Raw genomic sequence first — 14,139 nt, 5'->3', positions numbered from 1 at the left:
ACTCTCAAAAACTCGAACCTTGAATCAGCCTTGCTAAGAATTTTAACTCTTCCGCTTTTTCTTCGGCTTCTCTTTTCTTCCTTCGATCTACGACTTCCATCATCTTCATGTAGAGTACGGTGGACGCACTTTCGAGTTCTATACTCGTGAAGTGCGCCGCACCGAGGATGAAGGGTTTCCAGAAGAAGAGCTCACGGTCCACTTCTTCGTCGATCCACTTCATCCATTCTTCCGCAACCGGCGCCTCGCCGAACTCGGGGAATCTTTTATTCCAGCTCCCACTTAAGAAATCGATTCGCTAAATGCAGCCACACCTCCACGTGGTTTGGCTCAATAGCGTCTAACGTAGGCTCGAAGCTATGACCAACTCCTTTCACGCAAAACTTAAAGAATTTATCCAGAAGTTTGTCCTGATTGAGTCCTTCGGTTAATGAGATCGACTCCTGTCTCCATCGAAGAGCCTTTCTATTTCCCGGATGTTGAAGTTTATATCTTCTTCCGTCGATGAAATGAATCTGTGCCACCTTTGCGTCGTCATCGACGCTCTCCAAAATCGGTTCACTCGGATTCAAGGAAGAATCGGATTCGACAACGAGGACCTTGCCGTGTAAGGCTTCCTGTTTGTTCGGATCGGCCTGATTACTTTCGCTAATCATGCAGTTAACACTCCTTTGTAATCGGGAAGAAGAAAGACCCAAGCACGATCCTTATATTCTTTACCTCTTTCAATATTCGGCCTTTCCCAAACTCTCCCTTGTGCGGAGAATCCCAGCATCCCTCCGTCGCTCTTATCTTTTACTGTGAACACACAAGGAAGTCTTCCTTCACCTAACGCGTAGAAGAATTCGTTCTCCGGAGAATCTCCTAAGAGGGTAATCGTAAGTTTTACTCTTCCGTCATACACCTCGGAGATATTCCAATCTCCTTTGATACCCACTTGAGAAAGGATGTATTCTTTCGTAACGGGTTCGATTTTGAAAAATCCGTCCGCTTGACTCATACCGGAGACGTCGCGTCCGTTGCAGTTCACGTTTAATTTCTTTGGATCCCAAATGCCATTCATTCCATTTCTCCTTAGGTTAATTCGCCGTCGATATCCACTTCGTTGATCGCTCCTCTCAAACGGCATGAGAAGGTGATGTTCGGTAGGATCCGATTGTTTCGATCGTTCGTCGGAATTTCATCGATCGTTTCTGGTAAATGGATTTTATACTGATAATCTCCGAGATCGGATCTTAACTTATCCGCATCCGTTTCGACAGGCGCGATGATCCCTTGAACTCCCGCTTGAACGAAGACTTCGCGCATTCTGGATTCGATCATCTGAATTCCTTGGATCGTATAAGGAACGACGTCCGAATTGAGAAAAAGACTCGCGATGTTCTCTTTCAAACGAGCCTTCAACCAGGCGCGGTTCTCTACTACGTCCGCGTAAACTTGAGCGGTCGAAATTCCCGGATAAGGAACTTGTCTTCCGCCGAAATCTACGATCAGGTTACCGTTGTCCGCAAAGACGGTGCTTACTTGAGAATTCGTATAACCGGAATTTTCAACTCCGTCTAACGGAAGATAGGCGTAGTTATAGGAACCGACTCTTCGAGGTGCTGAATTTCCAACCCAAGCCGCTTCAGGAAAAGAATTCGGATTCTTATGAAGCATATAGAATTCCCAGATGGAATTTCTTCCTGTCATCGCGGTAATATCGTCCGTGCATGCAAAAAACATCTTCTCGATCGATGCGAGATAGTCGCCTAATGCGTGTATTTCGGACTTATCATGAGTCGTGGCGATCGTCTTAAACCACGCATCCTTTCCGGATCCTCGTAGATTTGAGATTTCGGTAGCCGCATTCGACCAAGAAGTCAAAAGAAAAACTGCAATCGTTTTCGGTCTTGGGGTTTGTCTAAAAGCGTTCCCTGCTTGAAGATATTCCTTATCGACGGAAGTAAAACCCAAGTCCAAAAGATCATCGGCTGAAGTGATCTCCATATAACGTTCATAGGCTAACGGCGTTTGAACGAAGGAAGAAACGATCCCCGAACCGGAGTCTGAAACTTCCGAAATTTCCACGATTTTACTCGCGCCGCCGATATTTGCGACTGCCTCGGCCGCAAGTTTAATCTGATGTGCGGTGGAAGTCGCATTGCCGGAAGCATCCGTAGCAACGTTAACCGCAATCACATAAGGATCGTTCGATGTTCCGGTGCCGCCTCGAACTACGCTGAGCGCGGTATTGTTACCGGAAACGACGTATTTCACTTGAATAAACACGACTCCCGGAGTTGTCGATTTCCAAATCAGCCCGGACGAATTGTTCGAGATCTGAAGAGAATAGGTAGGAGCCTTGATTCCTAGAATCAAAGGTAATCCAAACCCCATTTGAGAAACCGGTGTATTCCTAAGAAATAGATTGATACTGATCGGTTCTATTTTAGAGATTGTTTGTGCGCTCATGCTTCCTCCTGAAATTCAACCGTTGGTGCGCTCGCAGTTGATTCGCCTTGTTTTTCACTGTATTTCCTCGATTTGAATAAGAGATCAAATCCGGCTTTGTAATCGTAAACGCCAGCATCCGTCAAAACGGTTTTGTCTTGAACGCTTACGGAGACCACATCCGGAGTGACTCCGAACTTTTCGCATTCGATCAATCCTTCCAAAGAATCGAACCAATCCATCGCCCTCTCACAGAAGTCCCAGCAGGTAGCGATGGAACTATCATGTAAAAAAGAAATGCTGATAATCGTTTTTTGATTGCGACGACTGATCTCTTTAAAACTTTCCGAATCGATTCTTTGAATCCATTTGGAAGCGTTTTTGGAAGAATCCTGAGTCAACTCTAGAACCTTGTAGGTACCGTACGGATACACGGGAGAAGAAACGATCTGATCGGCTAGAATCATTGGAATCGGAGGCTCCGGTTTCAAAACCTCCAAGATCATCTTGTTGATTACAGATTCTATATCTTCAAACTTCATAATATACGAATATTTCCTTGAAAACAAAGCCCTTTCGAAAGAAAAGAACTTCGATCACAGCGATGAGTCTACAACGAATGGATCCGAATATCTACGTCTGAAAGGAATACAAAACGACCGAATTTCCTATCGGTCCCAGATACGGCATGCGAAATAGCGGTCGAATTCGGATAAGAAGAATGGAGATGATAGAAAGGAGTCCAAAACAAAAAAAGGAACTGGAGGTGGAAGAGAAGAATCAAAGGCCGGAAAGTTTCAATCGGATCAGATCCTTTGTAAAAGATGGTGCCCAATCCTTGAAATAAAGAAACTTCCGTCATGGGAAACGAGGTAGTATCTATTAAAAAAACGGAAAGAGGGAAACGAAGGAGATTTTTATTTTATAACCTCGGGAACGTTTCTAAAAAAACTTTTCATTCAAAGAACTTCGTCGCATTTGCAAAATTCGGATCGAAAGGAAGACTCAAAGCTCCTCTTCGGATTCCACGAAATGATTCCGAAAAAATTCTTCTACGCCGATTCGGGAATACAAAACCCTCCCGTCTCGTAGTCTCCAAAACTTACCGAGTAAACCTTCCCTTCTATAATCTCCAACTCTTCGGATGGTCCTTTTTAAAAGAGCGGCAACTTCTTTCGGAGTCATCGTGTCGTTTGGATCCTTAGGTATCGCCGGATCGGAAGGAAGTCCTTTATAAATTCTTTCCGATTTTCTATTTTGATTCAGCGAAGTTTTATAAAGGGACCCATCCTGAGCGTATCCACTCACAATCCGAGTTCCGCTTTCCGGAACGAAATTTCGATCTTGATCGTTTCTTTTCTGAGGCATGTGCCTAACGAAAGAATGAATTCGTTTTTGTCAAGCGAGAACGTATATTCAAAGAATTGAACCTATTGATGCGAAAGGAACCGATCATCGATTCAAAATAGGGACCAAAAAAAACCGATTCGGTTTTATTTTGTCCGGGGTATCCTATAAGATTGGAATTAGAAAACGGATCTTCCTTCAGGAGCAAAAAGAGAATGGCAAACACAACAAAACGGGATCGAATCAGAATTCGATTTCTCTGCGATCAAGTAGGGCATCTCAAAGAAAAAGGAGTAAATCCGATTCACGCATTCGATCGTTGTTGGGAAAAAATTCCGGATGCGTTGATTCAAAAACTGAACGCGGAAGAATTATCGCTTTATGTCCAAAGACATCTTCTTCCGAACGAAATCCTGAATGCAACGTTGGAAAAAGAAAAGAACCAATACGATTTCAAATCCGCGTAAGTGTTCCGAACACGATCGGATTTTGTTTTGTGAATGGGGACAAAAAAAATCCCGAATTGCGACGGCAACCCGGGATTTTCACATTCAAAAAATTGAATCTTCGATCAATCTTCTTGATTGAGGTTCGATCTTCCGATCTCAAGAACGGTAAATTTGGTTTCCGCTCCGGTGAGGTTCAGAACTGCAGAATCACCGACCTTCTTATTCAGAAGCGATTTCGCCAAAGGAGACTGGTAACTGATGATATGTTTTTCAGTATCCGCATCCCAAGCTCCGAGAATCGAGTAAGTAACGATTTCTCCCGTGGATTCGTTTTTCAACTTCACGGTAGCGCCGATATTGATCTTATCGGTTTTAACATTGGTAAGATCCAAGATGATCGCGCTCTTGATCTCAGCTTCCAGTCTTTTGATAGCGGCTTGCAATTGAACTTGTTTTTCCATGGCGGCCTTGTATTCCGCGTTCTCTCGCAAGTCGCCTCGTTCCTGTGCTTCTCCGATATCTTTGGAGTTTTCAGGCATTTCCACGTTGAGTAAATGTTCGAATTCGTCTTTCTTACGGTTGAGCGCTCGTCTTGTAACAAGAATCGCACCTTCCGGAATTCTGTTGAGAATATCGTCTTCTTCTTCGTCTTCATCCTCGTCTTCTTCCCAAGCGACGTCGGGTTTCAACTCGATGATCAGCGCGTAGAGGCGATCTTTTTCCAGATCGGTAAAGTAGGGAACTTCCTTGTAAAGAGCGAAAAGTTTGCGGATATATTCAGAATCCCCCGCATGAATCGCTTCTTTGAGAACTTCGTCGTCGTTTCCGTGTAGGATTTCCTTACACGCATTCTTAAGTTTGGTTCCCTTGTCTTCGATCTTCGCGAGCGGTTTAAACATACGGAACACTCTAAGAATCAGATCCAGACGTTCTTCTTGTTTCGAAGCCGCGAGCCATTCTCCTTCCCACACTTTGGTAAGAATGGATTTTGCAATCCAGATAAAAACTTCCGGAACTTCTTTCGCTCTTGTAGCCGCGGATTTGATAAACGCATTGAGAAGATCGAACTTCCCTTCTTCCTCCAAGATGGAGAAAACGTATTTGTTCACTTTGATCGGAACTTCGAAAAGAATTCCGGTAAGAATTTCGTCCGAATTTTTCGCGTGTTTGCGAAGAAGGTTTACGTAACCTTTTTTGATCTCCACGTTTCCGATCTTCGTAGAAATTTCAACGAGTGTTGCGTTCGGAAGCGATTTGATGAGTTCCGCGATTTTTGCTTCGGTCAAATGACGTGGAATCTCTTCGTCCCCGAGTTCTTCGGAAGCCGCTTGCAGATACAAATAAGCTACCAACTTACGAACCGGATCCGCCGCCTCTTCTTCTTCGAAGTAGAAGTGATTGAACGCCTCGATCGCGCCTTCTGCGTCCTCGCGGTTGTCCAAGGCCTCCATAGCAATATCGAGTTTCTTATTCACGTCGGCTTGGTGAGTGAATTTTTCGGAAAGTTCTTCGGAAAGAGAAATCGCTTTCTCTCTGTAGACGAGTTCGTCTTTTTTCTTAGGATCAAAACCGATGTTCGGTTCTTTTTTGATTACGTTCTTTGCTTTATTCCACCACTTAGACCATTCCGCTAAAGGTAAGAATTTTCCGGAAACTTCCGACTTGATGTCCGCAGTCAACATGCGGTTGTCAAAAGAAGTTAAGAGTTCTTTGAAAAAGTCGGGAATATTGTTCTTAAAAAGATCGACAATGTCCTCTTTGTTTTCGTAGAACTTCACCCAGATGTGATCCTTTTTCAGAGGTTTTAAACTCGTGATCGCCATCTGAATGGAAAGTTTGTGATCCTTCTTATCCTTGAAATCTACGAAGATGGAATCTCCGTTAGGCGAAATCGAAGTGATCTTTCCAACTCCCCAGTTTCTATGAAGAACATAGTTGTTCGTATCGAATACGATGTTTCTTTCGAAATTCGCGATACAAACCTTGATCGGCTTGCGGTTGTTTCCGATCTCGGACATTTTGAGGAAGTCTTCTAAGAGGGAATGATTCGCATACTTCGCTTTGTAGGCTCGGATGAGTTCGTTTCTCGCTTTATTGGAGGACGCTTCGTGTTCTAAAATCTTCTTTAAAAGATAGATGACCTTGTCCCAGTCTTCGAGTTGTTTGTACGGCTCTACGATCGGATAAAGATATCCAACAAGTCTCGTTCTTTCTCTGTGACCGAGCATGATTCTTTCGATTCTTTCAAAGAATTGAATGTCTTCATGATTGTTGGTAACGATGATCGGCCAGATCTCTTCCAATTGAGGATAATCTTTTGTTTTTGCAAAAGTTTCGATCGCTTGTTTGAGATAAGTGATCGCTCTTTCTTTGTTTTCGTCTAAGATCGAGAGCGCGTATTTTTTAAGAATTTCAGGATTCTTACGATCGTGTTTCGCAAGTTTTTCAAGAACGACTTTGAGTTCTTTATTCTTCTTTAATTTTTCCAGGGCTTCCGCTTTGTATTTCAAAGCGAGTCTTTGGTCCCCGTATTTTAGAATTTGATCGGTAATGTGCTCGATGATCGCCCATTTACCCGCAACTTTAAAGGATTCTAATAGATTTTTTAATAAACCGGAATCGCTGATCTCTCCCCTTTCTAAGGAAAGAATTCCAAGCAGATAACGCGCAGAAATACTGTCCTCGTGTTCGGCAAGATACTCTTCTATTTTTTGTTTTGCTTCGTCTATTTTTCCGGCGGACTTATAAAATTCGATGAGATCGTCGAAAATCTTGAACTTGGAAGCTGGAATTGAATTCGCATCCGTGCGAACATAGATTTCTTCGTTGAAAAGAGATGTCAGCTTATCCAGATCGCTGGCCGGTCTGGATTCCGTAGTTGCTGATATTTCGTTAGACATAGGATACTCCACCGATTGAGTCTCGGCTTGATGAAAATTGGGACGTTTGGGGTAAAATTCCTCTCTGACAGCCCTGTATTTATCAATTATAGCTGAGTTGGCTTATCCGTAAACCAGAATTTAAAGAGAGGGGGATTTCCCGGTAAAGCCTTCGTTTTAGGCCTTACCGAGAGAGGAAAACGGGATTTTAGAACATCCCGTCGATGAAATTCTTACTTAGCCGCGTTAGCGCCGCCGCATTCCTTGTCGACTTTTGTCTTGAGCATCTTGTCAAGTTTGTGTTTGCTCTTGCAGTCTTCGTCGTCGAAATCGATGGAAGCTCCGTCGAAGTGAACTTCAAAGACGTCGGAAAGAACACGAAGTTCGTCAAAGAAAAGATAAACGGTTTCACCGCTTGTGTCCGGACGAGAACGAATCTTAAACTGTTTGAAAACGATCGTCTTCACCTGAGGATAAGAATTCACATCTTGCGGAACTCCTTGGGGAATAGAAACCGTAAGCGGTCTCCATCCGATAAAGTCAAGGGAGCCGAACTGAAGGATATGTGTGTCTCCTTTCCAGTCTTCGATCCAACCTTCGAGGTTGTATTCGTTTCCTCTTCCACAAACCCAAACAGAGATCGCTTTACTGACCCCGGGAAATTCCACACCGTAGATTTTTGAAATTTTTCTCTGGTTGTTCGCATCCAGATACGATTTCGTACGAAGCACTTCGTATTCCGGAACTCTTGGAGGACGAACGGTAACCGCGTTCTCTCCTGGAAAAGTAAATTGGAATTTCACCCCAAGAACCTTTGCCGTGCCCGTATCTACGTTCTTGATGTCTCCCGGTTTTCCGGAAAGCAATTTCACTTCTCTCAGAGACTGCGCGTTTTGAGCCGCAGGTTGATACTGTTGTTGTCCGTTTTGCGGTTGTTGTGTATCCTTATCCGTGGAAACTTCCCAACCGTATGCCGCAGAAGGAGCCGGATTATCCCAAGACTCCACGGTGATGGAACGAAGTTCCATTCCACTCACGTCGATCCCGGTCGCGGTATCAATACCACGTTTGCTTTTAACGATATGTTGTCCGTTTACGAGTCCAAGGAGAATTACTCCTCCCAGAATCGCTACCAGAGCTGTTGTAATTTTGAACGAGTTCATGAACCTTCCCATGCCTGCTTCCTTTCTTCGAAGATTACCAGTTATCTTTAATTTCAGATCCGGGATACTTCGCATCAGATTTATCGGCGCGAATTTCCAAATCATCCACATAAAAGTAGAATTGTCCGCCCACTTCGTGAACGTCGCTTACCGCGAACAAAGAAACGAAGTGAAGATTCTTATCAAGAAGAGCGAATCTCGTGCTCTGAGGAACGTAACCCGGAATCGTGGCGGTTAGTTTTCTCCAACCGAAATAATCCAATCTTCCCAGACGAACGTTATGAGTATTTCCTCTATAGTCTCTCAGTTTAGCGAAAAGAGTGTGACGGAATTTTCTTCCGAGAGCCCAAATCGAAAGCTGACGAGCTTTTCCTTTCACGACATACTCGTGTGGAGGATACACTTCCACTCTATCAAAACCTCTATTGGTATAATGGGTTTTAATTCCGAGGATGTGGTTCTTTTCGATCTGATCTCCGCCGTTATCAGGGACCGTATTCTCGTCGAATACGTCTCTCATCAAACCGCGTTGAACCATTTTGAGAACCTTGGTTTCTCCTAGAGGAGTTGTGGATTTCGCTCTCCAGTCTTCAGCCTCTTCGAAATTCTCGAGAATGAGTTTCTCAAGAGGGTCCGGGGCCGCGCCTGTTTGCTGGTTTCCACCAGCCTGATTGTTTCCGGTCTGCTGGCTATAGACACCTGGTACAGCAAGAATGCAGAGCAGTCCGGCAAGTAAGATGATCTTCTTCCTCATGAGAATTTCTCCTGGTTACAAAATACAAAAATAAAAAATCGTTTAGAGACTTAGGTCCGATTCTTTTAACTGCTTCACGATCCATAAAGGAAAATGAAGCACCGAGGCATCACGAGGATCCGAATCGCCTTTATATTCCATTCTTTGAATTCTTTCAAAGGTAATCACGGAAGAAAGGGAAAATCTGATTCTACTACCCGTCTCTGTATAAATATCGGAAGATAAAGGATCAAAATTAGCAAACGAAAAAGTTTTTTAGAGAATTGAAGATTTTTTTCTTTCCGAGCTATTTATCCTTTCGGAAGAATTTTCCCAGAAAAATACAGACAAACCAAGAATAATTTAAGAAGAAAAGCCCGGAAAGTCCGTAAAGTCCCGCTCGAACCAGCTTTTTTTCCGGGTTCGCAATCGGGCGAAAGATAGTGGGTTCGCCTTCGATCGGAAACTTATAGATCTTTCCAGCCTCTTGAACGGCGAGTTTGTAGTAGCCGTAAAAGGAATGATTTTTGAGATTTTCCCCCCAAAAAAAGACGGAATTTCCCCACTGACAAGTCGGAAGTTCGAGTCTTTCGCACGCCACCCAGACAAAGATCGGATCCCCCTCTTTCCAGTTCATTGCGACGAGAGGCGCGACATGGAAATAGATCGTCTTCGCCGGATTAGACGATGTCGATCCCTTCCCTACCTTCGCCGATCTCGACGAGACATAGTCTGTAAGAATTTTGACTCCTTTGAAGACGAGGATTCTATCGTTCCCCAATTCGTTTTTTGCGATCAAATTCGTATTTTTTCCGATCGGAATTCCCAAGAAGAATCCAATACTTTGGCTGATATAGAGCGAGGACACCCCCGCGGAAAGAAGACTCAAAAATAATGCGACATACAATAAATTTCCAAAGCGGGAACTCAGACGGATTACAAGAAAGAGGAGCGGGAGAAAGAGAAAAAGAAGAAGAGCGGCGGTGACTAAAACGGATCCGTAGATTCCAAGAGGAATAAAAAGAAGAGCCATTCCGTCGACGAGACAAAGACCCACAAAAAGAAGTTTCCAAGGAGAATTTTGAGAAGGAGGTTCCGGAAGTGGTCGGTCTCCGGATTTTACCAAAGCGAAAATCATAACCTTATTCTACAGTTAACTTTTGATTCAATTGCGACCAGAGTTGTCGAACTTGATCCATCTGTTTTTCCGGACCGGATATCGAGAACAAAAGCCCTCGATTCTCTCGGAGATAATATTTTTCCAAAACCACCATAGGAACTTGTCTTCCGTCTTGATGAAACCAGTTGAATCTTGTCACGTAACCGTCGTCCTCTTTCTTTCTTCGAAAGTTCGATTCTTTGATCGTTCTAGGATTGATTCCTCGTTTGAGATCCCAGAGTTGGAAATAATTCTTGGAAGTATATACCGCACCGACTGGATGATAAGACAATCCGATCGTAAATAAAATCCGATCCGGTTTGAAATCGAGAAATTTTTGCGACTGAGACTGATAGGCGCGATCCCATTCTCCAAGATTATGATCGTTCGGTAAGGTTTTGTAAAAACGACGCACTTTCCAAATATGGTCTTCCTCTTCTCCGCTCTCCGTCGATTCCGGTTCCGGAAAATAGTGTTTCCATTCCGCGGTCGTTTCCAAAGAAAAACGATACGGAGCACTTTCCATTTTTAGAATATTCTTTCGGGAACAGCCGTAAGGATCCGTGAGATCGGAGACTTCTTTGTTTTTGTGAGCCATGTGTTTCAGCAATCGACTCAATTCTTCCGTCGCGGTTTGAGATCCTTCCGGAACGAGTTTGCCGAATTGAATTCGATAACAAAGTCCGATCCCTTTTAATAAACGAATTGCAGAATACGGTTCTCCGTGTTCGGCTAACGTAGCGGCTTCGCTTCTATGAACGTCGAGTTCCGAAACGTCCGGAAAAACTTCTTTGTACTCCCGATCGAGGAGAAACTCCACCTTGCCGTCCTTATAAAATCGATAATTCCTTCCGTGAAGGTCCGTCTTCCAGACAAAATGTGCATTCGGACGAAAGAGTTTCATCACTCGATTGTGAAGGACTTCCTCCTTTTTTTCCTGATCTTCAAACCAAGATCCGCGAAGCAAGGGATCTGTTTGAGAAATCAAAGAGAGATTCCCCAAAAGAAAGAGAATCAATAGAATCGGTTTAGAAAACGTCGTCACGAGTGATTACAATTCATTGTTTTCCTTTTTAGTCACTCATCTTTCTTATAGGGAACGAACGAATTCATCCCTCTTTTCTTTCGTATAAGATCGGATTTCGTTTCTCCGGCGTATCCTATCAAGGAATGAAGATCGGCTCTTCCTATTCGGAATTCGATATCAAAAAGAATTCGGATGCGCAAAAAGTTTCACAAACGCGCCTTCTTTGAATTCCAAAAATAGATTCTTAATCCTTGTTTTTTGCAAACTTCCTTTCGTTTTTTGATACGATCGGACTTCAGGGATTCGCGCTTCCTTTTAAAAAAAGGTGCGATCTTCTAAAATTCTCCATTCTATTTTTCGGATCCGTAAAAAACCGTTTCTCTTTTGAAAATCCAAAATAATCTCAAAAGGCACAGTCGATCAAAATCAAATTAGGATTTCCTAATTTTCTTTCAGGACTCTTTTTATAAGTTATAATTTTTTAAATCATTCTTAAACTCTCGATGCTCTTGACAGCGTCCTTTTCAACTTCAAGTCTGAGCTATGAAAAGATTTGTTTGTTTGGGTCATCAGGTTAGGCCCGAAGTCGTTCAGAAATTGAAAATCGCAAGCACAAACTCGGAAGGTAGGAAAAAAAAATCGGCTCTCTCCTTCCTATTCGGTTCTTTTCTTTTTATCTTTCTAATCCATTGTAATCCGCTTGCGTTTCAAAACACATGCGATCCTTTTAATAAAGATTTTCATCTTGTCTTTCTTCTCAAAGCCGCAACGAACGACAAGACAGCGACCTGCGGGCTCGGTAGAAAAGTAAGTGCGAACCTGCGGGTTACGAATATAAATCCTCCTGAAGGCTCTTCCTCCGTCTTACGAGGAGCGAACATTCTGTTTTCTTTCAGTGAATCGATCGACACAAGTAGTCTTACGATGCAATCAGACGGAGGCATTTGTTCCGGTTCCGTTCAGATGAGTTCGGATGATTTTGTTTCCTGTGAAGGAGGGAGCATCGATGTATCGACAAATCCTTCCTTCCAAATCATACCGAAGAAGATTCTCAAAGGAGGATCCAATTACAAGATACGAATGACTACGGATATCCTGAACTCTTCCGGTGAAAGTATGGCTAACGTCTACTCTTCGACGAACGGTTTTTATACGAATGGCTTCTGGGCCTATGTTACGAATGCGACGACGGGTGATATCTGGATGTTTACGATCGATCCGGCCACGGGGGTTCTGATCAACAACAGTCCCGCAACAATTCCTTCGGCGCCGGGTGCGATCTCGCTCGCGATCCATCCTTCGGGAAAATTTCTCTACTGCGCCAATGAATCCTCAGGTTCGATTTATTATTATTCGATCGATCCTGCCACCGGTAACTTAACCAGCGTCAATGGAATCGGTGCGGCAAACGCCACAAGTTTCAAAATTCATCCTTCCGGAAATTTTGCGTTCGCGGTTGCGGCCTCTCCTACGAACGAAATTTACCAATACAGGATCGATCCAAACACGGGCACGTTGACTCCGAACACGATTGCACAAATTTCTACGATCGGTGATCCGAGAGACATTACGATCGACCCGACGGGTAAATACGCTTTTGTTCCTTTGTTCGCAAGCGGGAATATCAATGGTTATTCGATCGATTCCGTCGGACTTTTAAATCCGATCGCCATCACACCGGGAGGCTCCAATCCGGTCGGAATCAATATGGATCCGTCCGGTAAATTTCTCTATTGGGTCAATTCCAACGGTAATTCGGTGAGTATTTTTAGTATGGATTCGACCGGTTTACTGAGTTTGGCGGGGGGGTTTTCGACGGGAACAACTCCGTGGAGCATTCATTTTGATCCGAAGGGAAGAATCGCTTACGTCGCAAACAACGCGTCCGCATCGACTAACGTAAGCATCGGCTTGCGGGATCCGATAACGGGTCTTCTCACCCCGGTCGGAGGTCCTCTCACACCAAGTCTCAGCACCAGAAACTTCGTCGTGGACCCAAGCGGTAAATACGCATACTCGACCGAATCTTCAGGAAACATCGTATATATGTATAGGATCATCGACGCCAGCGGAAATATAAGCTTCAACACTCCCGCATTCACCGGGGTCGGAGCTACGGGCGGTTACGCGATCGAAATCTACTGATTCTTTTTGGAATATTAAAGAATAATGGAATATTCTAAAATTCGCATTCTCAGTGTGAGTTCCTACAAATTTAGTCTCAGAGAGAATTCAGTAAGAATGCAAACCGATTCTTGCCACCAAAAAAGTGTGAGTTCCCACATTTTAGAAAATCACTGCTTCAGGAATCTATGGAGAACCATTCTAAAATTCGAATTCTCGTGTGAGTTCCTATCAATTAAGTCTCAGAGAGAATTCAGTAAGAATGTAAACCGATTCTTGCCACCAAAAAAGTGTGAGTTCCCACATTTTAGAAAATCACTGCTTCAGGAATCCATGGAGAACCATTCTAAAATTCGAATTCTCGTGTGAGCTCCTATCAATTAAGTCTCATAGAGAATTCAGTAAGAATGCAAACCGATTCTTGCCACCAAAAAAGTGTGAGTTCCCACATTTTCGATTCAAAGGAAACTCCCGATATTTTAGAATATTCTAAAATTCAAATGCTATTTTGAGCAAAAAGTTTTCCTTTGGAAAAAGTTTTTTTCGAATCAGAAAGCCCCTCTTGCGAGATGGGCCAAAACTTCCATTGTAGCCGCCACTCCCAGATGAACGATGATTCCGCCCAAAATAGAACCGCTTCGATAAGAGAAAATTTCTAGAATCCATCCTCCAAAAAAAGAACCAAGCGCTTCTCCGAATGGCTTATTGAAATGCAAAAAACAAAATTTGATCGCCATTGGAAGAATCGAACCCTTTCCCAAATATTTCACGAAAGGATCAATCATAAATCTCGGAAGAACAGCTCAAGCGCTACGAAATTCGTTA

14 protein-coding genes are annotated in these 14,139 nt (G+C 43.5%); 2 read left to right on the top strand and 12 right to left on the bottom strand.

The window, feature by feature from the left end; all coding sequences use genetic code 11:
* Nucleotides 1-4 precede the first annotated feature (4 nt).
* The 6 genes from DLM75_RS17560 to DLM75_RS17530 all read right to left on the bottom strand — a co-directional run bounded on the left by DLM75_RS17560 (nucleotide 5) and on the right by DLM75_RS17530 (nucleotide 3,801).
* The gene (locus tag DLM75_RS17560) at nucleotides 5-223 is read right to left on the bottom strand and encodes a hypothetical protein (RefSeq protein ID WP_118969801.1); all 219 of its coding nucleotides are present in this window, start codon (nucleotides 221-223) and stop codon (nucleotides 5-7) included.
* Between the two features lie 43 nt (nucleotides 224-266).
* Nucleotides 267-656, bottom strand: a complete 390-nt coding sequence (locus DLM75_RS17555; protein ID WP_118969800.1) for an LIC_12613 family protein — start codon at nucleotides 654-656, stop codon at nucleotides 267-269.
* The gene (locus DLM75_RS17550) at nucleotides 653-1,063 is read right to left on the bottom strand and encodes a phage structural protein (RefSeq protein WP_100785985.1); all 411 of its coding nucleotides are present in this window, start codon (nucleotides 1,061-1,063) and stop codon (nucleotides 653-655) included. Before DLM75_RS17550 ends, DLM75_RS17555 begins: the two co-directional genes overlap by 4 nt.
* 11 nt (nucleotides 1,064-1,074) lie before the next feature.
* On the bottom strand, nucleotides 1,075-2,454 hold the full coding sequence (locus DLM75_RS17545) for a DUF3383 family protein (protein WP_118969799.1): 1,380 nt from the start codon (nucleotides 2,452-2,454) through the stop codon (nucleotides 1,075-1,077).
* Nucleotides 2,451-2,975: a phage neck terminator protein gene (locus tag DLM75_RS17540; protein ID WP_118969798.1), complete on the bottom strand. Its 525-nt coding sequence runs from the start codon at nucleotides 2,973-2,975 to the stop codon at nucleotides 2,451-2,453. Before DLM75_RS17540 ends, DLM75_RS17545 begins: the two co-directional genes overlap by 4 nt.
* A 463-nt stretch (nucleotides 2,976-3,438) precedes the next feature.
* Nucleotides 3,439-3,801: a MerR family transcriptional regulator gene (locus DLM75_RS17530; RefSeq protein ID WP_118969796.1), complete on the bottom strand. Its 363-nt coding sequence runs from the start codon at nucleotides 3,799-3,801 to the stop codon at nucleotides 3,439-3,441.
* A 194-nt stretch (nucleotides 3,802-3,995) separates the two neighbouring features.
* Between DLM75_RS17530 and DLM75_RS17525 the strand changes: the two genes are divergently transcribed.
* A complete protein-coding gene (locus tag DLM75_RS17525; RefSeq protein ID WP_118969923.1) occupies nucleotides 3,996-4,247 on the top strand; it encodes a hypothetical protein in 252 nt (83 codons plus the stop codon).
* A gap of 104 nt (nucleotides 4,248-4,351) precedes the next feature.
* Here DLM75_RS17525 and greA read toward each other — a convergent pair whose 3' ends face one another.
* The 5 genes from greA to DLM75_RS17500 all read right to left on the bottom strand — a co-directional run bounded on the left by greA (nucleotide 4,352) and on the right by DLM75_RS17500 (nucleotide 11,187).
* Nucleotides 4,352-7,129, bottom strand: coding sequence for a transcription elongation factor GreA (gene greA / locus DLM75_RS17520; RefSeq protein ID WP_118969795.1), 2,778 nt, complete (start codon nucleotides 7,127-7,129; stop codon nucleotides 4,352-4,354).
* 212 nt (nucleotides 7,130-7,341) lie between these two features.
* Entirely contained in the window at nucleotides 7,342-8,283 is a 942-nt protein-coding gene (flaA1, locus tag DLM75_RS17515) for a flagellar filament outer layer protein FlaA1 (RefSeq protein ID WP_118969922.1), read from the bottom strand.
* Nucleotides 8,284-8,305: 22 nt separating this feature from the next.
* Nucleotides 8,306-9,025 (bottom strand): flagellar filament outer layer protein FlaA2, encoded by a 720-nt coding sequence (gene flaA2, locus DLM75_RS17510; protein WP_100785978.1) that lies wholly within the window; start codon nucleotides 9,023-9,025, stop codon nucleotides 8,306-8,308.
* Nucleotides 9,026-9,311: 286 nt separating this feature from the next.
* Nucleotides 9,312-10,142: a hypothetical protein gene (locus tag DLM75_RS17505; protein WP_118969794.1), complete on the bottom strand. Its 831-nt coding sequence runs from the start codon at nucleotides 10,140-10,142 to the stop codon at nucleotides 9,312-9,314.
* Nucleotides 10,143-10,146: 4 nt separating this feature from the next.
* Nucleotides 10,147-11,187: an LIC10775 family protein gene (locus DLM75_RS17500; RefSeq protein WP_118969921.1), complete on the bottom strand. Its 1,041-nt coding sequence runs from the start codon at nucleotides 11,185-11,187 to the stop codon at nucleotides 10,147-10,149.
* A gap of 546 nt (nucleotides 11,188-11,733) precedes the next feature.
* On the opposite strand from DLM75_RS17500, the gene DLM75_RS17495 reads away from it, so the two are divergent.
* Complete coding sequence (locus DLM75_RS17495) at nucleotides 11,734-13,335, top strand: lactonase family protein (protein WP_118969793.1); 1,602 nt, start codon at nucleotides 11,734-11,736, stop codon at nucleotides 13,333-13,335.
* Between the two features lie 527 nt (nucleotides 13,336-13,862).
* On the opposite strand, the gene DLM75_RS17490 is transcribed toward DLM75_RS17495, so the two are convergent.
* Entirely contained in the window at nucleotides 13,863-14,099 is a 237-nt protein-coding gene (locus DLM75_RS17490) for a CPBP family glutamic-type intramembrane protease (protein ID WP_118969792.1), read from the bottom strand.
* Nucleotides 14,100-14,139: the final 40 nt, after the last annotated feature.

It is taken from the genome of Leptospira stimsonii (genome assembly GCF_003545885.1).
Lineage (GTDB): Bacteria > Spirochaetota > Leptospiria > Leptospirales > Leptospiraceae > Leptospira > Leptospira stimsonii.
Note: the sequence above shows the minus strand (reverse complement) of the source record. Positions and strands in the feature narration are given on the sequence as shown.

Coding starts and splice junctions, on each gene's coding strand:
- DLM75_RS17530 (WP_118969796.1), bottom strand. CDS start 3,801: ATGCCTCAGAAAAGAAACGATCAAGATCGAAATTTCGTTCCGGAAAGC.
- DLM75_RS17540 (WP_118969798.1), bottom strand. CDS start 2,975: ATGAAGTTTGAAGATATAGAATCTGTAATCAACAAGATGATCTTGGAG.
- DLM75_RS17550 (WP_100785985.1), bottom strand. CDS start 1,063: ATGAATGGCATTTGGGATCCAAAGAAATTAAACGTGAACTGCAACGGA.
- greA (WP_118969795.1), bottom strand. CDS start 7,129: ATGTCTAACGAAATATCAGCAACTACGGAATCCAGACCGGCCAGCGAT.
- DLM75_RS17555 (WP_118969800.1), bottom strand. CDS start 656: ATGATTAGCGAAAGTAATCAGGCCGATCCGAACAAACAGGAAGCCTTA.
- DLM75_RS17495 (WP_118969793.1), top strand. CDS start 11,734: ATGAAAAGATTTGTTTGTTTGGGTCATCAGGTTAGGCCCGAAGTCGTT.
- DLM75_RS17525 (WP_118969923.1), top strand. CDS start 3,996: ATGGCAAACACAACAAAACGGGATCGAATCAGAATTCGATTTCTCTGC.
- flaA2 (WP_100785978.1), bottom strand. CDS start 9,025: ATGAGGAAGAAGATCATCTTACTTGCCGGACTGCTCTGCATTCTTGCT.
- flaA1 (WP_118969922.1), bottom strand. CDS start 8,283: ATGGGAAGGTTCATGAACTCGTTCAAAATTACAACAGCTCTGGTAGCG.
- DLM75_RS17490 (WP_118969792.1), bottom strand. CDS start 14,099: ATGATTGATCCTTTCGTGAAATATTTGGGAAAGGGTTCGATTCTTCCA.
- DLM75_RS17545 (WP_118969799.1), bottom strand. CDS start 2,454: ATGAGCGCACAAACAATCTCTAAAATAGAACCGATCAGTATCAATCTA.
- DLM75_RS17560 (WP_118969801.1), bottom strand. CDS start 223: ATGAAGTGGATCGACGAAGAAGTGGACCGTGAGCTCTTCTTCTGGAAA.
- DLM75_RS17505 (WP_118969794.1), bottom strand. CDS start 10,142: ATGATTTTCGCTTTGGTAAAATCCGGAGACCGACCACTTCCGGAACCT.